This window comes from Polyangiaceae bacterium (assembly GCA_020633205.1).
Classification (GTDB): domain Bacteria; phylum Myxococcota_A; class Polyangia; order Polyangiales; family Polyangiaceae; genus JAHBVY01.
In genome coordinates, this window is the sequence record JACKEB010000019.1 from 202,617 (window position 1) to 223,731 (window position 21,115).

Sequence of the window (21,115 nt, forward strand, 5' to 3'; positions counted from 1 at the left end):
TTGCCCAGGGCGCGTGCTCCCCTGGGGCGCTTACCTTCTCCGGGGACTCAGAGCGAATCGAGGATGGGCTGCACACGGCCACGAGCGATCGCGAAGGTGCAGTCGAAGCCCTTGCGGCGCGCGTAGAAGACGCTCGTCCCTCGCCACGCGTCTCCAGCACCGAACTCCAAGTGAATTGGGGTGGAGCGATCGCCCCGCGCGGGTAGCCGCTCGGCATCGACGATCAAGCTCGGTTCGCGGAAGCCTTCCTGGGGGCGCGGCGCGCCGAGGTGCAGCGCGGCCTCTGCGCGCGCCACCGAGAGCAACTCGATGATTTGCGCGATCTTCTCTGCAGAGAGTTCTCCGGATTCGAGCACGAAGCGCTCGCCGTCCTTCTTGAGTACCCAGGTCTGTCCGCCGCGCTTCAGAGTGACCCGAACCAGCTCGTTTGGTTCGAGCATCAAGAGTGAGCGGTCAATCAGCCAGGTGGCGATCGCCTCCTGAGTGCTCCGAGGCAAAATGAACACCGCCGGATCGCCTCCCACACTCGCGTAGGCGCCCCCGGCTGTCTCCGCGCCGACGACTAGCTCGAAGCTGAATGCTTTCTTGTCTCCATGGGGATACGTCTCGAGCTTGAGCTTCGCGCTGGGCTTGTCCAGGCCGAAGCTGCCGTCGTCCTCATCGGCGACCCAACGCTCGGCGTTCAGGGTCAAGAGCCCGTCGACCAGGTCGCTGGTCAGCCCCGCGTCGTGGCCCAACTTCGCGGGCTTCACCAGTTCGTAGGTGCCATCCTCCGCACGATTGAGCGTCTGAGAGATGTGCCCGAAGGCGCTCTCGGCCTCGATGTGAACGCTCTTGAGCTGCTGGCGGTCGAGGTTCAGGACTTCCCGTTTGCGGACCAGCGTGGAGTCCGCCTTGAACAGCCGCGCTACCTCTGCCCCCAGCTTGAGCACGCCGCCATCCGCCTCGCGCAGCGCGTACACAGCACCGTCTGCATCCGGCTTGCTCAGGGAGATGCGGTGCTCCACCAGTCCCGTCGCATCCTTGCCAACGACCCGTAGCACGACCTTGCCTGCGGGCGGCTTGAGCCCAAGCTTCTCCAGGTCTGGCTCGGGCACGATCTCTCCCAAGGCGTCGGTGATTTGCTTCAGGCGCTCGTTACCCAGCGCTCCGTCGATGTCACCACTCTGGGGAGAGCGCATGACGAAACCGTTGTCCTTGCGCAGGATCTCGAGCTTTTGCTTGCCGTGTTCAACGACGAAGCTCTCGACTTCGTCGGCTCGCACGGCGAACGCATGGCGATCGACGAGGTCTTTTGCTGGCGTCTCCAGGCCCTCCATCAAGCTCTGAGGTACGCAACCTGCGAGTGGATCGGGGTCGCGCCGCAACGCCACCACACCCTTTCCGTTGGGACACACGCCGCCGACCTCCAAGGTAGCGATGGCGCTGCCGTCCTTCTTTGGGACCATGCGGATACGCACGCTCTCCGCATCCTTCAGCGCTGCCTCGGCCTGCTTCACTTCCAGGAAGCTGTCCGCGTTGAGATCCGCGAACTGGCTGAGCACGTGGTCGAGGTTTGCTTTGTCCACACGCAGGTTGCCCTGCATGCCGTCGAACCGCCAGCCGTCCCAGGCGTGCTCCCCCGTGGGACGCACCAGGCGCCGCTCTCCTCCGGCGCCTTGGAGCTCGAGCGTCTTGAGCGCGACGCTCAGGTACGGCACCAGATCGCGGGTGCGAAAGTGAGCGGCGTCTTGATCTAGCTGTGCGATGAGCCCTTTGCCGATGATCACGACGCCGGGGTCCGGAGCACCTTTGCCTCGAACCTCGAGGTAGGCGCTGTCAGCTGGGCTAACGGCGTTTTTCCCGAGCAGCAGCTCGTAGTCGATCTCGCCCATTTGGAGCCGGATGGTTAGGCGCGGCGCGTCCAAGCCGAAGGCAGCGCGATCCACCTCCTCCGGCTTGATGCGGCGGGAGAACTCAGCGAACTGCAGCGTGCTCACGTAGTCGTCGACTTCACCGTCGTCCGCGCGCTCCTGAAATGGCTGCTCGAAGTCCCAGTGGTCGACCCCCGAGTCCTTGGGTTGGCTGCGCTTGAGCACCACCGTTTCTTTTCCACGCAGCAATTCCAGTCGACTGACTTCAGGCTCCCGAAATGCCTTCAGCACGTTGCGCTCGCGCGCGGTCTTCTCATTCGTGGTCACGCTGCCCTGGGTGACGATCAGCGTCACCACGAGGCCAATCGCGATCACCGCGAGCACGATGTTCGACAGATGGCGCCGCACGAAGCTCACGCGTCATCCTCCTCACGGCGACGCGATTTACGTTCGGTGCTGCGGCGCCGGTACATGACGAAGCCGCCGATGAGCAGGCTGGCGAGGGGCATGTACAGGAGGACGTATTGCGCGACGTCACTCTGAGACTCTTCCGTGAGGTTCAAGCCGACGTCGTGGCTCTGCTTTTCCGGGACATCGACGATCGGCGGCCGTGCTGCGAGCCAAGACAGCGAGCTCGTGACGAACGCGGCGTTGGGAGCCAACGCGGGGGTGCGCCAGTTGTCGTTGAGCGCGATGCTCGAGGTGCCCACAACGACCATACGTGGACCGTGCCCCGCATCGCTTCCGTTCGGCTTGGGTAGCTCCGCAGCCAGCGCCACCGGGAACGGACCGCTCTTCGAGCTGTCATCCTTGGTCGGTGGCTGGCGCGCCTGAAGGAAGCTCTTCACGTCCTTGATCGTGAACGCGGTGCCGCTCGATGTAGCGAGCACGTCGGCAGTGCTCGACGCGGTCTTGCCGAGCGACTGCGCGATCTTGAAGATCAGCGGCGTCGTGGTGTCGTCTTTGCTGGAGAACAGGCCACGGGTGATGTCGTGGCGGGATGCTTCCACCAGGAACACCTCACCGGTGCTGGTGAGCTTCAGCTTTGGAGAGTCCTCGATCACGAGATCGTTGCCGAGACTGACGCCAGCGCGCTCGGTCAAAGACTCCAAGCCGCTCGGAAGGATCCGAGGTTCGTCATCCGAGAGGATTGGATTGAGTAGCAAGAGCAGATTGCCGCCAGCGACAAACCAACGCTCGAGGTGATCCACCTTGTCGCGCTCGATAGCCACCTGCGGCGCCGCGACCACCACTTGGCAGTCAACCAGCTGCTTGTTCCAGTCAGCGTGGGTGAGGTCCAGGGTCTCGACCTCGTAGTTATCGTGCTGGATGCGGAACTTCAGCTCCGCCATGCCATCGCCCGCGCCGGAGTCGATGCTCGGTTCCCCGTTGCCGCTGGTAAAACACACACGCGTCGTCTGGCTACCAATGACATTCCGCAGGGCAACGGTCAGGGCCTGCTCGAGCTTGGGCTTGACCGCGCCAGATTCGTCGTACGCGATGATGTCGTCGGAGGTGACGTACCAGTGCTTCTTGCCACGCGCGACGACGATGGCCGTCTCGGACACCAAGCGACCCTCGTCAGTGGTCATCTCGTTGATGTCGTACTCTCTTTGCAGCGCCAGGAACTCCGCGGGGTTCTGGTCGGGATCGACGTAGCGAATGCGAAGCTCGCGGGTCTCGGCGCCGTAGGCGGTCAGCATGTGTTCGACGCTGACTCGCATGTTGTCGCTTCGAGACAGGAACACGATGACGTCGATGGGCTGATCGAGGCCGTGCAGCGTGTCGAGGGTTGGCTGGCTCAACGTGTAGAGCCCTGAGCTCGTCCAGTCCCAGCGCTTGTAGAAGCGGCTGACGAGCAAGTTGAGGCTCACCGCGATCAAGGCTGCGCTAAGCACACCCACCGCTGTAAACACCCGCGCACCGCGCCGTGGAGATGCGATGCGTGGCTGAGCCGACTTCTCCGACTTCGGCTCTTTGGAGTCCTCGCTGGCTTCGTCTGAGGCCAGCTTCGTAGCGCTCGATTTCTTGTTTGGCGTCCCCTTGCTCGATTTCGACTTGCTCGATTTCGCTTCGGCGTTCTCGGACTTGTCGCTCTTCGGCGGGTTCTTCGCCGACGCTTGCTCCGCGGCCTTGGCGGGCTGGGCTGACTTCTTCTTTTTGGTGGCCATCAGTCCCACCTCCACGAGTCCACGACCCGCGCCGTGAGGAAGAGCGGCAATCCCATCAACGTCAGATCGAACACCACGCGACGTAGGTCGACGATGCCCTTCGAGAAGTCGACGAGCTGGCTAAACACGGAGACGTGACCGCAGAAGTCTCTGAAGGGACCGGGCGCGAACACGTATTCGCCAATGCCCAGGATGAAGAGCCCAAAGATGAAGAGCAGCGAGAGGATGAGCGAAATCAACTGGCTCTTCGAGAGCGCGCTCATCAGCATGCCCAACGACAGATAGGCCGCGCCGATCCCAAACACACCAAGATAGCTTGCGCCAACGACAGGCCAGTCGATGGTGCCGGTCTTGCGCAGGATGATCACGTAGAGCAGCGTCGGCGCCCAAATCAGCACGTACGTCGTGAGCGTCGCCAGGTACTTACCAAGGACCACTCCCCAAGCTGACACCGGCGCCGTAAGCAGCGTCTCGATGGTGCCGGAGCGGCGCTCCTCCGCGAATAGGCGCATGGTCAACGCCGGGCAGAGGATGATCAGCGAAATCGGGATGAAGATTGACTGGCCAAAGTACGCAGCGACCGGGCCGTAGTCGATGGTGGCTCCGCTGAAGTTCGCGAAGTGCTCCACCATGAGGTAGAAGCTCACGCCCTGAATCATCAGGAACACGAACAGCAGGATCCACGCCAGGGGTGACACCCACAGGCTCAACATTTCCCTGCGGTATATTGCGAGGAAGCCGCTCATTCGTCCTCCACTCCGGTGAGCTGAGCAAAGACGTCTTCCAAGCTCGCCTTGCGGGGCGCGGCCTCCCTCACCCCCACTCCCAAACCGACCAGCTCGGCCACGATGGACTCGAGCACCTCACCACCGCGCTCCGGCTGCTTGAAGTCGAAGGTGATGCGCAGCATGCCCGCGTCGCGTCCGGCGTCTGCCTGCTGCTTCACGCGCTCGATGTCGCCACGCTGCTTGAGCAATGGGAGCGCTTGCTTGTCAGCGTCCCTCACCACCAAGACAGCGGCGTCGGCTGCCCGCAGCGCCCGTAGCTCCTCGATCGTGCCCTGGGCAACCAGCTTGCCGCGGTCGATCACCAGCGCGCGATCGCATGTCGACTCCACTTCCGGGAGGATATGCGTGGAGAGCAGGATCGTGTGTTCTTCGCCCAGGCCCTTGATCACCCGCCTCACTTCACGGATCTGGTTTGGGTCCAGACCGGCAGTGGGTTCGTCCAGAATCAAGAGCGGGGGATTGCTGACCAGCGCGTCGGCTAGCCCGACACGCTGACGGTAGCCTTTGGACAGATGCTGAATCAGCGTGTCCCGCATCTCGGTGACCACTGCCAGCTCCATCGCGCGCTCGACTGCGGCCTTGCGCTCCTTGCGCGCCACACGCTTCAAGTGCGCGCGGAAAGCCAGGTACTCACCGACGCGCATCTCCGGGTAGAGCGGTGATGACTCCGGCATGTAGCCAATCTGTGCGCGCGCTTGCTCAGATGCGGACTGGATATCGAAGCCCCCGATTTCGACGCGGCCCTCGGTCGGTCCCAGAAAGCCCGCCAGCATGCGCAACGTCGTGCTCTTGCCGGCTCCGTTGGGCCCAAGGAACCCTACGACTTCGCCCTTGCCGACGTCGAACGACAGGCGCTTTACAGCAACCACCGTGCCGTAGTCTTTCGTCAGGTTTTCGGCGTGGATCATCCGACGCGGCCATAGCACGAAGAGCGCAATCCGGGGACCTTCCGGCTAGGGTTTGGGGGAGAGCAACGCCGATCGGGCGCTGACTTGTCCCCGAGCGCCCCGCAATGCGAGAACAGCGCCATGCGAGGTCTCTCGACTGATGCCGGCATGCTGGGCGAAACCGCCAACCCTGGGCGTTTCGTCCCTGCCTTGGTCCTGCTGCTAGGCTTAGGTTGCTCGTGCTCTCACGACCGACCAGAGCCCGTTGCAGCGCCCCCCGGGACCGCACCCACGACCGCGGCCAACGGAACGCCCCACACAGCAGACACAGTAGAGCCTGCTCCGTCAGCGTCCACCACGAGCGACGCAAGCGAGGCGACCGCGGCCGCTGCCGAGCCACCCCCGCCGCCGGAACCGCCGCCAGATATGGCGCGCATTCCCGCGGGGCCGTTCACCATGGGTGCGGACAGCGGCGGTGAGCAAGACGAACATCCCGCACATGTGGTGACGCTCGCAGCCTACTGGCTCGACAAGACCGAGGTCACCAATGCGGCCTATCGGGCCTGCATGGACGAGAAGGTGTGTCGCCCCTACAAGGCCGGCCCATGGGCGACCTATGGCGCCGACCGTCAGTTCCGCGGGGACCAACAACCAGTGGTCGGCGTCAGCTGGGACGACGCGAAGAGCTTCTGCGAATGGAAGGGCAAGCGCCTGCCCAGCGAGGCCGAATGGGAAAAGGCAGCCCGCGGGCCAGGGCCCGGTGGTGGCGCCGAGGACCGCACGTTTCCCTGGGGGAATGATGCGCCCGACGGAAAGCAGCACGGCGTGTGGGGTCGACAGGTGACCGAAGCCGTGGGCTCCTACCCCCAAGGCGCTGGGCCATACGGCAACCTCGACATGGCCGGGAACGTCTGGGAGTGGATGGAGGACTACTACGACCCTTACGCTTACCGCAGGGATACAGCTGACAAGGGCGTCCCTGGCAGCTGCGAGCAGATCAAGGCGACTCAGGACATGCTGCGACGCGAGGGGATGCAAGGCTTCACAGGGACGAACCCAATCCCCGAGGGCTGTGATCGCGTGCTGCGCGGCGGCGCGTTCAACTACCACACGCGGGGCTTGAGGGTGACGAACCGGGTACACCATCCCGGCAGCTGGCGCCTGGTGATGGCGGGATTCCGCTGCGCAAAGACCGAGCCTGCTAGTGTGCGTCAAGCGGAAAAGCCTGCGCAAAAAACCAGCCCTGAGTAGCTCAAGTTTGGGCAGTGGTGGCCGTCCATCTGATTCGTTCCGGGATGTCTTCTGCCGCCGCCAACTCCGCACCGCCCGCGCCACCCGAGCCGGCAGCCGATCAGTCGGCTGGGTACCTCGAGATGGAGCCTCACAGCCGCATCGTGAGTCTACCAGCGGCAACGCCGCGCATGACCTACGGCGAGTCTGCGATGGGCTTCGTGCAGATCTTCCTCGCGTCGCCCATGCCCATGAGCATCGTGCGGCTCGCCGACGGTCGCTTCGTCGACGCAAACGACGCCTTCCTCGATCTCTTTGGGTTTCGCCGAGCCGACCTCATCGGGCACCGCCCGAGTGACGTGGGAGTGTGCGGCAAACAGTGTTTCAGTCCGGAACATGAAGCGCAGCTCAGGAGCCGAGGGTTTCTACGCAACGTCCAGGTCGCGTGGTTCACCAAGCAGCGCCACCTACGCCAATTGAGCACCACCTGCCAGATCATCGAGGTGGGCGGCGACCCCTGCGTCCTGATCGTGCAAGACGACGTCACGGAACAGCGCGCCGCCCAGAGCGCGCTCGCCGCCTCAGAAGCTCGTTTCCGTGCGGTATTCAACGAGGCACGCCTAGGCATCGTCGTCATCGATTCTGCCGGCAGCATACTCCGCTACAACCTGGCCCTCGCGCGCGTCCTCGACGTGAGCCAAACCGAGCTCAACGGGGAGCCCTTCAACGAGCAAATCCACCCGGACCATCAGGCGGAACTCGAGGCGCTGCTTCGCGCGGTGTTTGACGATCGCAGCCAGGGCAGCGTGCCCATTTGCGTACGCGCGAGTACGAACGGCGAGCGCAAGGTGTGGCTCGAGCTGCAAGGGTCTCGCGTCGAAGAGCAAGGCAGGCCGCGCGGCGTGTTGCTGATCGAGGACGTCACTGAGCGCAAGCAGATGCAGATGCAGCTCGAGGTCGCCGACCGCCTGGCGTCCCTCGGCACGCTCGCCGCCGGTGTGGCGCATGAGATCAACAACCCCCTCGCGTACATCACGGCGAACCTCGACTACGTACTGGAGGAGCTCGCGCGCATCTCCTCTGGCGTTGACCCCGAAGTACTCCACGAGCTGATCGAGGCGACAGAAGAAGCGAAGGCTGGCGCAGAACGCGTGCGCGGCATCGTCCAAGACCTGAAGACATTCTCCAGGGAGAAGCAAGACCACACCGGCTCGGTGGCCTTGGCGAGCGTGCTCAAGAGCGCCCTCAATATGACCCACAACGAGGTCAAACACCGTGCAACGCTCGTAGTCGACGTGCCCCAAGGTCTGTTCGTCGAAGGCAATGAGTCGCGGCTGGCGCAGGTGTTCATCAACCTGCTGGTCAACGCAGCCCAGGCGCTCCCGGCGCGCCCCCTCGCGGAGAACCGCATCTTGATCACCGCAGAGGAACGCGGGAGCGAAGTGGAGCTCCTGATCGAAGACAACGGCTGTGGCATCCCTGCGGAAGCGATAGGTCGCGTCTTCGATCCGTTCTTCACCACGAAGCCTGTAGGCGTTGGCACTGGGCTCGGCCTGTCCATCTGCCACAACATCATCAAAGGCGCGGGTGGGGATATCTCCGTGGAGAGCGAGCCCGAGCAGTACACGCGCTTTCGCTTGCGGCTGCGGAAGGCTTGAAGCTCAAGCAGCCTGAAACCTGGACGACAAACGCGCGAAGGCGGCCAGTGCCTCTCGGCAACAGACCGCCCTCGTGGTTCGAGTTGTGAGTCAGCTCAGGGCTTGATCACCTTGGTGCCCGCCGGGGGCTTGAACTCGAACTCGCCCTTCGGGGTCTCCTTGTTCACCGTGGGAGACAGGAAGTCGAAGGTGTTGCGGTTACCTTCCGCATCGATCAGCATCACGCGACGCACCTGGCTGGTCTTGCCGTCGATGTAGAACAGCACCTTGGTGTACGCGGGCGTGGGCTTGCGCGGCTTGCCCAGCAGCACATAACCGCCTTCGAACTTCATGCGCTTGGCGTCTAGCTTGCGCAGACGAAACGCCTTGCGCAGGCTGCCGCTGCCGGTGAGGAACGCGAGGGCTGCGGGATACTGACTCTTGTCGATATCCTGCTCGTACATTTGCTTCTCCTCGGCTTCGTAGACCTTGATCTTCTTGCCGTCGGAGACCACTCGGTTGCCGTTGTTCTTGTAGCGCCAGCTCATCTTGCCGGGCTTCTCGAACACCACCTGACCGTTGCTGTTCTTGTACTTGTTGTACTTCTTGATCCAGTAGCGCTGCTTGAAGCCCGCTTGGAAGGTCTTCGTCTTGTCGTAGAAATCCTGAACGCGCTTGGCGATCTCCTTGGAGCGCGGGCCCTTCTTCGCCTTGGAATCCGCCGGCTTGGCAGCGGTTTGGGCCTCAGCAACGTTGGGGGCGCCGGAGACAGTCAACCCGCCGAGGGCGACGCACAGCGCGTAGGCGATCCAGTGCTTCTTCGTCTGCATGCTCTCTTCGATTCCTTCTCGGCCCCGTACTTGGGAGCCAGCAACCTGGCAAGCCAGGTCGCGCTTTCAGGGGGACAGACGGGCTGTCCCCGCCTCGCATTCGCCTAAAAACACCACTGTCGTCGAATACTTACACCTCGAGGAGTTGGCTTAACACGTTTCCCAGGGGCGGCATTCCAAGGCTCAGCAAGCGCTCCGAGATCCACGCGCCTAGACGCTCGCGCGGGGCAAGCTGGCTCACCGCGCGGCACAGCCCACGCAGCATCGCCTCACGGCTCGACTCGGCAGGCTTGTCAGCGAGCAGCGCGTTGCTTCAGGGCGAGCTTGGCCAACGCAGCGCGACTCTGGCGGCTCCGCCCACGTGCGCTACCGAGGGCAGCCAAAACCTTCGCGGCGTTCGAGTCATCGCGTGCGAGCGGCCCGAGCCTCAGGTGCGTGATGGCAATGGCCAACGCATCTGCGGCATCCGCCGGGGGCAAATCGCCGAGCGCCAACATGGCTTTCACCATCTGCGCCACCTGGCGCTTCTCGGCTTGGCCATTGCCAGTGACCGTGCGCTTCACGCGGGCGGGCGGGTACTCGAAGACATCGAGCCCAGCGCGCGCCAACCCGAGCAGAATCACTCCGCGCGCGTGTCCTAGCTTGGCTGCAGCCTGCGCGTCTTTGTTGAAGAAGATGCTCTCCACGGAGCCGACATCCGGTCCATGGGTCGACAACAGCTGCGCGATGCCTTGGTCAATCACACACAAGCGGTTCGCCAGCGATGCCTGCGGATCGAGGCGCAACACGCCATGGGCGACGTGACTGATGCGATTGCCCTCACGCCGGACGAGCCCCCAGCCGAGGTTCCGCGTGCCTGGGTCGAAGCCAATCGCGAGCACCTCCAACCGATACCAGTCCGCGCCCCAAAGCGAAAGTTTGAAGCCCCCGTTTTGCGCCTTTCCCCTTTCGACGGACGAGCCTTGCCTCATACAGTCCCCCGAGAGGCGAACTGAGTGAGCACGCGAGATCCTGAAGCAATCGTGATCGGGTCGGGACCAAACGGTCTGGTCGCTGCCTGCATCCTCGCAGAAAACGGCTATCGCGTACTGCTCCTGGAGGCGAACCCGAAGCGCCCCGGCGGCGCGCTCGGTTCGGAGATCGCCACCCGACCGGGCTACATCCACGACGTCGGCGCCGCGTTTTTTCCCTTCGGCAAGACTAGCCCCGCCTTCAAGCACCTCGACCTCGTGGGCAATGGCCTGACGTGGTGCCATGCGGAATTGGAGAGCTGCCATCCAGCCCCCGACGGAACCGTCGCTGCGATCTCGCGCAACGATGACATCACGGCGGAACACTTCGGTAGCCCGGAGGACGGAGCTGCGTGGCGCAAGCTCGCTCGCTGGCATCGCGGCGCTGAGCGCCACATCTTGGGGTTTCTGCTCGGGCCTTTCCCGACGCTCGGTCCGTTGTTCAAACTTGGCCTGTTCAACCTGCTCAAGTTGACGCGCATCCTGGCGTCGAGCGGTCGCGGGTTGTCTTCCCGGCTCTTCAAGAGCGAGGCCGCCCGCCGCGTGTTGCCCGGACTCGCCCTACACGTGGACGTGGGCCCAGACGACGTCTTCGGCGCGGGCCTTGGCTACATGCTCGGCCTCACGGCAGTGACCGGTGGTTATCCGGTTCCGCGCGGAGGAGCTCAAGCCATAACGGACACACTGGTGCGCATCCTCGAGTCTCACGGTGGCAAGCTACGCCTGGGCGCACAGGTAGAAGAGGTCATCGTCAGAGGCGGCCGTGCTGCAGCAGTTCGCCTGGTTGGGGGTGAGGAGATCCGGGCTTCCCACATGATCCTGGCCAACACCGCGGCGCCGTCGCTCTACCTGGACCTCCTGAAAGACGACCAGGTATCGGCCCGAGTCATCAAGCGCATGAAGTCGTTTCCCCACGGATGGGGAACGTTCAAGCTGGACTGGGCACTGGACGCGCCGGTGCCTTGGACAGAGCCCCTGGCCCACAAGAGCGCGGTGGTGCACGCCGGGGACAGCCTGACCGACTTGAGCCGCTTCACGAAGGTAGTCCGGGACGGGAACATTCCTGAAAACCCCTACCTGGTGATCGGCCAACAGAGCCTCGCCGATCCAAGCCGCGCGCCCGACGGCAAGCAAACGCTTTGGGCGTACTCCCGAGTCCCGCCGAGTGTCGAAGGCGGCTGGGAGAGCCAAAAGGAGCGCTTCGCCGACCAAGTCGAGGAACGCATCGAAGGTCTAGCTCCCGGGTTCAAGAAGCAGGTGCTCGGGCGGCGCGCCGTGGCGCCACCCGACTTGCAGGCGATGGACGCGAACCTCGTCGGCGGGGATCTGGGCGGCGGTTCAAACGCCTGGCATCGCCAGTTCATCTGGCGGCCGGTGTTTCCGTATTTCCGTTACCGTACGCCAGTCAAGGGGCTCTACCTGTGTTCGAGCTATGCGCACCCCGGCGCAGGTGTGCACGGAATGTGCGGCTTCAACGCTGCACACATGGCGATGAAAGACATCGCCTGAGAGGCGAAGACATCACTCGTCGTAGGCGCCCATGGACGCGGAGTCCAAGCGCACGGGGCGGCTCTCTCCGCGGGCGCGTCGCTCAATTAGCTCGTCCACGAGGCGAAACAGCATGTTGTTGTTTTGGCGCGGATAGCTCTCCAGCGCCTTGGCGTAGGTTGCGCTGTTCTCTATGAAGTGACGGATCTTGTCGACCTCGAGCGTTGGACTCCAGGTGCCGTAGCCAAGGTGCGCCAACCAGCGGGCGTTGAGCTCCTGCTCGAACTGTTGCTCCACGGGAACGGAGTGCACCGGAACCCCCAAGTGAACTGCCTCACTCATCAAGGTGTAGCCGCCGCCGGTGATCACCGCGCGCGCCGTGCGCAAGTCCTCGACGAAGCCGCTCTCCGAGAAGCTTCGCAAGCTCACGTTCCCCTCCGTAGCCTCACGTCCCATCCCGTAGAGTCGGAACTCGTAGGGTAGCTGCTGCAGCGCCGGGACCAACTTCTCGTTAGCGCTCGCCGTTTGGTAGACGAGGACGTGGGAGCCGGGCTCGCGCTTCGCTTCGAGGATCTCGTTTCTCAAGATCGGCGGCACCAGCGTCGTGCGCTTCTTGCGAACCTTGGGGAAGAAGAAGCTCGACACCAGATAGTGATAGGCGCCGGGGATCTTCGTCTTCACCGCGAACTTGGTGATGCGATAGTTCTGAGACTTCTTGCCGATCACCTCGGCCGGGTGCTTGCAGCGGTTGATCACCTGCATGTTGTCGATGCTGATTACCGGGAGGAAATGGTTCAGAGCATAGAACGCCGCCCACGACTCGAAGTCGCTGATCACCAGCTCTGGCTCGAAGCCGGCTTCGGCGACCTTGCGGTAGACGTCGAGGTTCTTTCGGATGCCCTTCGCAGCGGCCTTGATGTTCTTCTTGACGCTCTCGCTCTTGTCCACGCGGTTGCCCACGTAGGTGAGACTCAATCCGTGGATTTCCTCGATGCTCACCGACTCGTGATGCGCCAGGCGCTCCGTCAGGAAACGATGCGCGCGACCGCTTACCACGACCTTGATCTGGTGCCCCCGCCGAACCAGGTGCTCGAGGATCACGCGACTGCGCGTCGCGTGTCCCATCCCCTCACCCACAACCCCGTAAAGGATCCGCATGGGCAGATGCTACAAGAACTTCTGCGCCACGCGCAGCCGCCGCGCGATCGCTAGCGCGGAAGCTTGATTGTCGGCTCTTTGGCGCGGGGACGGTAGAGCACGAGGATGCGCCCGATACGCTGCGCAACGTTGGCTGTGAGCTGCTTCTCCAGCGGCTCCCCTGCCTCCGCCGGCTCGAGCGGGGCTTCCTTGGCGAGCTTCACCTTGATCAACTCGTGGGTCTCGAGCGCTTCGTCGATCTGACGCACGACGCCTTCGGTCAGCCCCGCATGCCCGATTTGCACCACAGGCTTCAGCTCGTGGGAGAGCCCGCGCAGGTAGCTCTTCTGCGCGCCGGTGAGTTCGATCTTGCGGCGCGGAGCAGGCTTGCCCCCAGCCTTCTTGGTCGGCTTGGAGGGGGCCTTGGTCTTGGACGCTGCTGCGCGGGTCGGCTTCTTGGCGATGGCCATGGGGCGCGCACGCTAGCGCCTGGCACCTGTAGGCGCCAGGTAGATCCTCTATGCTCCACCCATGAGACGTCTGAAAGCTCGGCGCGCAGGTGGAGTCGGTCCGTCGGTCACCGCTGCGCTTGGACTCGCAAGCGCATTGCTCTGGTGCAGCAGCGCTCGCGCTGCGGAACTGCGTGGCGTCATCATGACCCCGAGCTACGAGACCTTCGGATTGCTGATCACGCTGGACGGGGCGAACGGCAACGAGAGCTTCAGCGTCGAATACCAGGACGCCTCGGGCAGCCGAACGCTGCACCCGCCGGTGCGCTATGACGGCCGAAATTGGGCGACCAGCGCCTTTGGGTTGAACCCTGGCAGCAGCGGAGAGGTCACGGTGACGCTGCAGGACCCCGACGGCGTCACGGGTATGCCGAGCATGGCGATCACCGCCACGACTCGCGCATGGCCTAGTGCCCTCACCCCCAACCGAACCTTCTATGTTGCCGTTGGAGGCAGTGACCAAGCCAGCGGGAGCCAGTCCGAACCCTTCGCGACCATCCAACACGCCATCGACCTCGCTGCGCCGGGGGACGAGATCCGCGTTGGCGCCGGGACCTACGCGCCGATTCAGATCCAGGGCGTTACTGGCAGCGAGGGCTCACCCTTTATTATCCGCGCGGATAATCCAGACGAGAGACCCATCCTTGAAGGCGCGGGCAGTGGCTCAGGTTCAGTCGTGGACATCAGCGCTTCCAGCCACGTCTGGCTGTCGGGGCTCGAAGTGCGGAACGGCGGCGACGACACCGACGGCAAGGGCGTGCGCATCCACTCTTCAGCCCACGTGATCGTCGAGGACTGCGACATCCACGACAACGGCCACTACAACGTGCTCGTCACCAAGAGCGCGGAGTACCCTGGCGGCGCAGCGCTTGGTGGACGACACCTGATCCGCAACAATGACATCTACGACTCCGACGACGGCAGTTGCGCCGGGGCGAGCAACCAGGCTTGCCCCGGCCAGACCTACTACGGGGTGCAGTTCGACAACAATCCTGGTGCGGCGTCAGTGGTCGTCGGCAATCGTATCCACGGCAACGTCGACAACGTGGTTCTTTGCGGCAATGAGGCTGAGGGGCGGGCGCTCGCTGCGCTGGGAGACGATGTGTTGCTTGCCACCGGTGGCACGAACCTCGGCTTCACGAATCACGATGCCGAGCTGGTGAACAACGAGCTGTATGACGCTCGCGACGATGATGTCGAGCTGGACGGGATCTGCGTGAACGCGCGCGTCTATGGCAACGTGTTCCGCGATGCGGAAAACCCCATCTCGATGGCTCCGGCTCTGCCAGGACCCTATTTCGTGATGCGGAACGTGATCCGCGGAGCTTGGGGGCAAGGCGCTGTCAAAATGAACACCAACGGGGACCCCGAGAGCCTCACGCGGAACGTGTACTTCTACCACAACACCATTTTCCGCGAGGCAACTGGTCCGCTACTCAACCTTTGGTACGACTTCCCCGGTGAGCACTCGGTGCCCATCGACAACATCGTATTCAGGAACAACCTGTTGGTGGCGAACGCTGGCGGGCGCCTGCTCGACTCTTACAACCAGGGCAGCCAGCACCCGAGCTTCGACTACGACCTCTGGTACACCACGGATACGCAATCACTCTTCACCTGGTACAACGGGGCGGCGAACGACCGCTACGACGACCTGATGAGCTTCAGCCAGGGCACGGGACAAGAAGCGAACGGGCTCCTTGCGCCCCCGGACGTGGATAGCGATCTCCGCCCGAATCCCAGCAGCCCCGCTGTCGACTCCGCGTTGGTGATCCCGGGGATCAACGACGGCTACGTCGGCGACGCGCCGGATCGGGGCGCGTATGAACTCGGTTCGATGGGCGGTTCCCCAGCAGGTGGCAGCGGCGGCAATGGCGCTGTCGGCGGCAGCGCAACCGGCGGCTCGACGAATGCGGGCAGCGGTGGCAGCACGGCGGGCAACGCCAGCGGCGGCGGAAACAATTCCGGTGGAAACGCTGCCGCGCCGACGAGCGGCAGTGACGACGGGGGCTGTGGCTGTCGAGCGAGCCGTGGACACTCGGGCAGCGACTGGCTGTTCGCTCTGGGAGTGGCCTGGCTCGCAACCCGGCGGCGGAGAACTTCGGCTTAACCGCACGGCAACGGATGTCCGTATCTGCCACGCGCCACAGTTCCCATATCGAAACCCAGGAGCGTTTCCCTGACGCTGTTGTCTTGTGTTTCTCGAGAACGACGGCTACTGGGGAGGGCAAGTGGCAGCGTTTATCGCACGGGAACGCAGACGTGAGCCGGGCTCGCTTCCTGTCGCTTCCCATACGCAAACCATGAGACCGTGTTGAATTCGGCAGGTGCAATGACTATTGCGGGAGCATGCTTCGTTTCGTGCTCCGTTCGGTAACGCTGGTCAGCTGCTTGAGCTTGGCGTGCGGGTTGGCCGTAGGTTGTGACTCCAAGTCCGAGGCTCCCGCCAGCTGTGAAGCGGGGACGCCCTGCGAGTGTCCGGATAACTCCTCGGGGATTCGAGTTTGCGCGGACGCCGGCAGCCAGTGCGAGTGCGCGCAGAGCGCAGGTGGGGCGGCGGGAACTGCTGGAACGACGAGCAACGGCGGAGCGGGCACCGCGGGTGGAGGGAGCGGGGGGACGGCGGGCGCTGCGGGGACGAGCGGAAGCGCTGGAACGAGCACAGGCGGCGTGAGCGCCGGCGGCGCCAGTGGCGCAGCAGGGGCTGGTGGCGCGGACCCGTGTGGACCCTATCTCGAAACCGTCGACTGCACCGGAGAGGACGCGTGCGGATACGTGAGCGACGGTTGTTCGATCACCTGCGCCGAAGACCGCGGTGAGATCCTGCTCCACCAGCTCCCGGCCAGGGTCCACCTGGGCGCAACCCCCCACGACCCCTCTTGCTGTGATGACGTCCAGCGCATGTACTGGATCACGCTCGACGTCACGGCTGACGTGATCTTTCCGAAGGCATACTACAGCGTCAACGCACCCTGGCGGTTCGCTCATAAGGCTGAGCGGGTCGACGAGAAGCTCTGTGTGGTCACGTCGAGCGACTGCGGGGTCTCATCATACGGCTCGTGGGTCGCAGTCTACACGGATGATCCCAACGCTCCACCAGCGGATGTGATCGTCGAAGACCATCCGTCCCCAGGATGCTTCTGAGGCGGGGTAATCAACACCCCGAGCGGTAGAACCGCGGCGCGATCAGGCGTGCTTCCACGAGCGCTGTCGGCGGGGTCAGCAGTTTGTTAAGTTCGGGTGATGCGCACTCAGAGCCCGGAGAACCTGGTTTGGATCGATCTCGAGATGACGGGGTTGGACCCGCAGAGCGACGTGATCATCCAGGCGGCGCTGATCATCACCGACAGCCAGCTCAATCCTCTGGAAGAGTACGTGTGCGACATCTGGCAGCCTGAGTCGGCGCTCGCCCAGATGACGCCGTTCGTGCGTGACATGCACGCCAAGACCGGACTCACGGAGCGAGTACGTCAGTCGAGCGTGGACCTGGGGCGCGCCGAGCGAGAGCTCTTCGAGCGCGTCGCCGGCTGGTGCCCGCTGCGCGCCGGGGTACTGGCCGGCAACAGCGTTGGCCAGGATAAGAAGTTCATCGAGCGCTACATGCCGATGCTCGCGGGGTACTTGAGCTACCGCATCATCGATGTTTCGAGCCTCAAGCTACTAGCCAAGCTGTGGTACGGCGATGCCGCGCAATTCATCAAGCCAGAGGCAGGCGCCCACGACGCCTTGGTGGACATCAAGAACTCCTTGGCGGAGCTGAGTCACTATCGCGAACATTTATTCCGCAAGGAATAGCTCTAGCAAGCTCCGTGACCGTGAGTCGGGAAGATCTTCCCGGGGTTGAGTAGCCCTGCAGGGTCGAAGACGCGCTTCAGATCTTGCTGGAGCTGGATCAGCTCCGAGCTCTGTTCCAGGGGCAGGTAGGGCGCCTTGAGCACCCCAATGCCGTGTTCCCCGCTCAGTGTCCCTCGGAGCTCGATCACGTCTCGAAATAGCTGCTCGATGGCTCGGTCCACCAGCGGTAGCTCATCGGGCTCGTCCCACAGGAAGTTGACGTGGAGGTTGCCATCCCCGGCGTGCCCGTACGTTACCGTACGGATACTTGTTTCTTCAGACGTACGCGCCACGCGCCGCAAGAGCTCACCCATCTGCTGGCGGGGCACCACGACGTCCTCGCTGAGTTTGTTCTTTGCCATGCGACGCACCGCCGGGCTCATCTCTCGCCGAGCGTTCCAGAGACGGTCGCGCTGAGAGGCGTCCTGCGCCACCAGGAGCTCGAGCGCCTGGAGATCATCGGATAGCCCAGCGAGGCGCTCAGCTTGAGCCTCGCACTCCCCTTCGTCCCCATCCACGTCGATCAGCAACATGGCGTTGGCCGCGGCGTTGATCGGATTGCCCGCGCTACGCATGGCCTGGAGGGTTCCGCTGTCGAGCAGCTCGATGCAGCGCGGAACCAAACCCATCGCGGTTGCTCGCGCCACGAGCTGTGCGGCGACGTCGAGCTCCGACAGCAACACCATCAGGGTCATCACGTGCGATGGCTTTGGCACGAGGCGCAGCGTGATGTCACCCAGCACGGCCAAGGTCCCCTCGCTCCCCACCAAGAGGCCGGTGACGTCGTACCCGGTGACGCCCTTCTTCGTGCGGCGTCCGCACTGGATGTGCTGACCGCCGATCAAGAAAGCTTCGGCCCCCAACACGTAGTCTCGGGTCACCCCATACTTGAACGCCCGAGGGCCACCGGCATTCTCGGCGACGTTCCCACCCAGGCAGCAGCTGAGGAGCGAGTTCGGGTCGGGGGGGTAGAACATCCCTTCAGCCTCGACCGCGGCGTGAAAGTCCCCCAGCACCACCCCTGGTTCGACCACCGCGAGGCCCTCAGCGGGATCGATTTCCAAGATTCGGTTCATGCCGCTCAGCGCGAGCACGATGCCACCCGCCACGGGCACGGCGCCGCCGGTGCGACCGCTGCCTCCGGCGCGCGGTGTCACCGGCACCTCAGTCTCCCGAGCCACCGCCAAGGTGGAGAGGATGTCCTCTTTTGTTTCCGCAAGGATTACGACATCGGGCACTTCGCCTTCCGCCTCCGACTCATCGTTGGCGAAGCGCTCACAGCTCTCTCTAGCGTCAAGCACCTTGGAAGCGCCAAGCCGCCGGTGGAGCTCGAGCTTGGCGCGCTCGACGCGGCCCGGGCTGGGCTTTGGCAGATCAGGCTTCAGAGACAGCATGAACGGAGCCTAGCGCAACCCACGCCTCAGTGCGGCCACTCTCGACGGGGTGCGCTGGCGTGAACTTCACCGCTCAGCTGCCCGACCAGTTGTGCTGCCGCGGATCCACGGCAGGCCGAACGTCGACGTTGAAGCCCGTGAGGTGAGCCATCCCGCTCACCGTTTCCAGTCGCTGTGGACCGTCGTGGGCGAGCAAGTTCACGTTCACGCCGCGGGTCTGGCGAGCAACGCTCAGCCCTGAGTCTTGGTGCCCCCAACCATGAGGGAGTGCGACCGTGCCGGGCATCAGGTCACTCGTGATTCGGACCGGCACTCGCACGCTCGCGACCTCGGTTCTCACGTCGGCAAGGTCGCCCTCGGCGAGGCCGATCGCGCTGGCGTCTTCGGGGTGCAGATAGAGGTAGTTCGTACCTCGATCTCCAGCGACGAAGTCATCCAGGTTGTGGGTCCAAGAGTTGTGGGTGGTCACCGCGCGTTTGGTGATCAGCTTCAGTCGTCGTGCGTCGCGCTTCTCCGCTTCGAAGAAGCCTTCGAGGTTCTCTGCCTGCCTCATCAGCTGCGGTGGCGCGAGCTGAACACGGCCATCGTCGGTCACGACACGCTTGCCAAGAAACGTGTTTCCCTGGTGATCCGGGCGGAGATGGCCGTGCCGCGAACTGAGCAGCTGATCGAAGCTTCCCTGTCCCGTGACACGTAGCAAGAGCGAGAGCAACAGCTCCTGAGGCAGCGCAGGTTGCCCCTCACGCTGCTTCCGTGAGTGCCAAGCCTGGAGCAGCTCGAGCGCGACTTGAGCCACTCTCGACCCGAAGAGGTTCCGCCCCGCCGCACGCGCCAGCGCGAGGTAGATGCTCGCCTCGTCGCGTTGCTCACCCGTTGGCTGCAACACCGCGCGTGTGGCCTGAAGATAGGGGCGCGATTGCATGCCGAGCAGCAAAGGGAACACGAACGGAAGATCCGGGCGCTGCAACGGGCTCGTACACGGCAGCACGTAGTGGGCGAGGCGGGCCGTCTCGCTCGGCTGAATGTCGAGGGCAACCAACAACTCCAACTGCTCGAACGCCTGACGCAAGCGACCGGCGTTCGCCATCGTGATCAGCGGATTGCCTCCAGTGACGAACAACGCCTTTACCTGACCGTCCCCAGGTGTGAGAATTTCGTCCGCCAGCGTTCCCCCGGGGAAGCCATCATTGACGGCCATGAAGCCCCCGACCCGCGAGCGGTCGCTGCGGAGCAGAACTCCAGTGCGCTTGCCAAACCGTGCGAAGTCCACCACCCCGCGGCCCACCAGGGTGCCGCCCCGCCGGTCCAAGTTGCCACTCACGAGGTTGATCACCTCCTGCAGCCAAAACGCCAGGCTCCCGTGGCTACCCATGTTGACGCCCGTCGAGAGGTACAGCGCCGCGCCGTCGGCCTCTGCGTACGCCCTGACCATGCTGCGCAGCACATCCGCAGGGATACGAGTAACCTCCGCACAGCGCTCAGGCGTCCACGGGGCGCACAAGCTCCGCACCGCCTCGAAGCCACGCGTATGCTCGGCGATTCGCGTCTTGGAGATAGCACCCAGGCGCAGCAGCTCGTTCAGAAACCCGAGGTAGAAGAAGACGTCGGTATTCGGTCGAATGAAGACGTGTGTCCCCGCAACCTTCGTGCTCTCCGTGCGGCGAGGATCCACGAAGTACACGGAACCGCCGCGGGCCTCGATGGCCCGCAGGCGCTGAATTGGGTTCGAGACCTGGAGGAAACTCCACTTGCTCACCGCGGGGTTTGCCCCAACGACGATCAGGCAACGCACACGGTCCACGTCCGGGAACGGCTGGGTGAAAGGGAACCCGTACATCAAGCGCGCGACCGCGAACTTGTTGGCGCAGTCTTGCGTCGCCGAGGAGTACATATTGCGTGAGCCGATGGCGTTCATGAACCCTTGAGCGAAGATCGGATGCAGCACCCCGAACCCTGCAGCGGTTCCCACATACATGGCGATCGAGTCCGGCCCAGAAACACCTCGCAGCGACCCCACCTTCTCGCCGATCTCGCTCAGCGCTTGCTCCCAGGAGATACGCACGTGCCCCTCGCCGACACGCTTGAGCGGGTACTGCAGGCGATCTGGGCTGGCATAGAGACGCTGCTGCTTCAGGCCTTTTACACACGCAAAACCCTGCGTCGCCACGTGCTGGGTGTCAGGACGAATCTCGCTGACGCGATCGCCATCCAGGGTCACTTCGAGGCCGCATAACGCCTCGCAGATGCGGCAAAACGTGTGTTCTGTGCGCGACATGAGGACCAGCGTAGCGCGTGCAGCAGGAGATACCGTCAGGATACCGAGCACCGACGACGAAGCCCATTGGCT

Annotated in this window: 16 protein-coding genes; 6 read left to right on the forward strand and 10 right to left on the reverse strand. The window is 63.8% G+C overall.

Translation table 11 applies throughout. The annotated features are described in order from the left end of the window. Positions 1-47 precede the first annotated feature (47 nt). From H6718_30605 to H6718_30620, 4 genes are read right to left on the reverse strand one after another with little or no spacing between them, the layout of a single operon-like run. Positions 48-2,270, reverse strand: a complete 2,223-nt coding sequence (locus H6718_30605; GenBank protein ID MCB9589806.1) for a DUF4340 domain-containing protein — start codon at positions 2,268-2,270, stop codon at positions 48-50. Further along, the gene (locus tag H6718_30610) at positions 2,267-4,024 is read right to left on the reverse strand and encodes a GldG family protein (GenBank protein ID MCB9589807.1); all 1,758 of its coding nucleotides are present in this window, start codon (positions 4,022-4,024) and stop codon (positions 2,267-2,269) included. Before H6718_30610 ends, H6718_30605 begins: the two co-directional genes overlap by 4 nt. Beyond that, entirely contained in the window at positions 4,024-4,770 is a 747-nt protein-coding gene (locus H6718_30615; protein MCB9589808.1) for an ABC transporter permease, read from the reverse strand. The genes H6718_30610 and H6718_30615 overlap by 1 nt, the downstream gene beginning before the upstream one ends. Next, entirely contained in the window at positions 4,767-5,720 is a 954-nt protein-coding gene (locus H6718_30620) for an ABC transporter ATP-binding protein (protein MCB9589809.1), read from the reverse strand. Before H6718_30620 ends, H6718_30615 begins: the two co-directional genes overlap by 4 nt. A gap of 405 nt (positions 5,721-6,125) precedes the next feature. Here H6718_30620 and H6718_30625 point away from each other — a divergent pair, with 405 nt between their 5' ends. Both H6718_30625 and H6718_30630 read left to right on the forward strand, forming a co-directional pair. Further along, a complete protein-coding gene (locus H6718_30625; GenBank protein MCB9589810.1) occupies positions 6,126-6,950 on the forward strand; it encodes a formylglycine-generating enzyme family protein in 825 nt (274 codons plus the stop codon). Between the two features lie 44 nt (positions 6,951-6,994). After that, a complete protein-coding gene (locus H6718_30630) occupies positions 6,995-8,587 on the forward strand; it encodes a PAS domain S-box protein (GenBank protein ID MCB9589811.1) in 1,593 nt (530 codons plus the stop codon). Between the two features lie 95 nt (positions 8,588-8,682). On the opposite strand, the gene H6718_30635 is transcribed toward H6718_30630, so the two are convergent. Then, on the reverse strand, positions 8,683-9,396 hold the full coding sequence (locus tag H6718_30635) for an outer membrane lipoprotein carrier protein LolA (GenBank protein MCB9589812.1): 714 nt from the start codon (positions 9,394-9,396) through the stop codon (positions 8,683-8,685). 293 nt (positions 9,397-9,689) lie between these two features. Continuing rightward, on the reverse strand, positions 9,690-10,277 hold the full coding sequence (gene ruvC, locus H6718_30640) for a crossover junction endodeoxyribonuclease RuvC (protein MCB9589813.1): 588 nt from the start codon (positions 10,275-10,277) through the stop codon (positions 9,690-9,692). A gap of 114 nt (positions 10,278-10,391) precedes the next feature. Between ruvC and H6718_30645 the strand changes: the two genes are divergently transcribed. Beyond that, positions 10,392-11,915 (forward strand): NAD(P)/FAD-dependent oxidoreductase, encoded by a 1,524-nt coding sequence (locus tag H6718_30645; GenBank protein MCB9589814.1) that lies wholly within the window; start codon positions 10,392-10,394, stop codon positions 11,913-11,915. Between the two features lie 12 nt (positions 11,916-11,927). Here H6718_30645 and H6718_30650 read toward each other — a convergent pair whose 3' ends face one another. Both H6718_30650 and yhbY read right to left on the reverse strand, forming a co-directional pair. Then, the gene (locus H6718_30650; GenBank protein MCB9589815.1) at positions 11,928-13,052 is read right to left on the reverse strand and encodes a teichoic acid biosynthesis protein; all 1,125 of its coding nucleotides are present in this window, start codon (positions 13,050-13,052) and stop codon (positions 11,928-11,930) included. Between the two features lie 50 nt (positions 13,053-13,102). After that, positions 13,103-13,399, reverse strand: coding sequence for a ribosome assembly RNA-binding protein YhbY (gene yhbY, locus H6718_30655; protein MCB9589816.1), 297 nt, complete (start codon positions 13,397-13,399; stop codon positions 13,103-13,105). Positions 13,400-13,562: 163 nt separating this feature from the next. Between yhbY and H6718_30660 the strand changes: the two genes are divergently transcribed. The 3 genes from H6718_30660 to orn all read left to right on the forward strand — a co-directional run bounded on the left by H6718_30660 (position 13,563) and on the right by orn (position 17,335). Then, on the forward strand, positions 13,563-15,650 hold the full coding sequence (locus tag H6718_30660) for a DUF1565 domain-containing protein (protein ID MCB9589817.1): 2,088 nt from the start codon (positions 13,563-13,565) through the stop codon (positions 15,648-15,650). Between the two features lie 239 nt (positions 15,651-15,889). After that, a complete protein-coding gene (locus H6718_30665; GenBank protein ID MCB9589818.1) occupies positions 15,890-16,684 on the forward strand; it encodes a hypothetical protein in 795 nt (264 codons plus the stop codon). 99 nt (positions 16,685-16,783) lie between these two features. Beyond that, positions 16,784-17,335 (forward strand): oligoribonuclease, encoded by a 552-nt coding sequence (gene orn / locus H6718_30670; GenBank protein MCB9589819.1) that lies wholly within the window; start codon positions 16,784-16,786, stop codon positions 17,333-17,335. A 2-nt stretch (positions 17,336-17,337) separates the two neighbouring features. On the opposite strand, the gene H6718_30675 is transcribed toward orn, so the two are convergent. Next, a complete protein-coding gene (locus tag H6718_30675; GenBank protein ID MCB9589820.1) occupies positions 17,338-18,768 on the reverse strand; it encodes an FAD-binding protein in 1,431 nt (476 codons plus the stop codon). Positions 18,769-18,841: 73 nt separating this feature from the next. After that, positions 18,842-21,043, reverse strand: coding sequence for a molybdopterin-dependent oxidoreductase (locus H6718_30680; GenBank protein ID MCB9589821.1), 2,202 nt, complete (start codon positions 21,041-21,043; stop codon positions 18,842-18,844). Between the last annotated feature and the right edge of the window lie 72 nt (positions 21,044-21,115).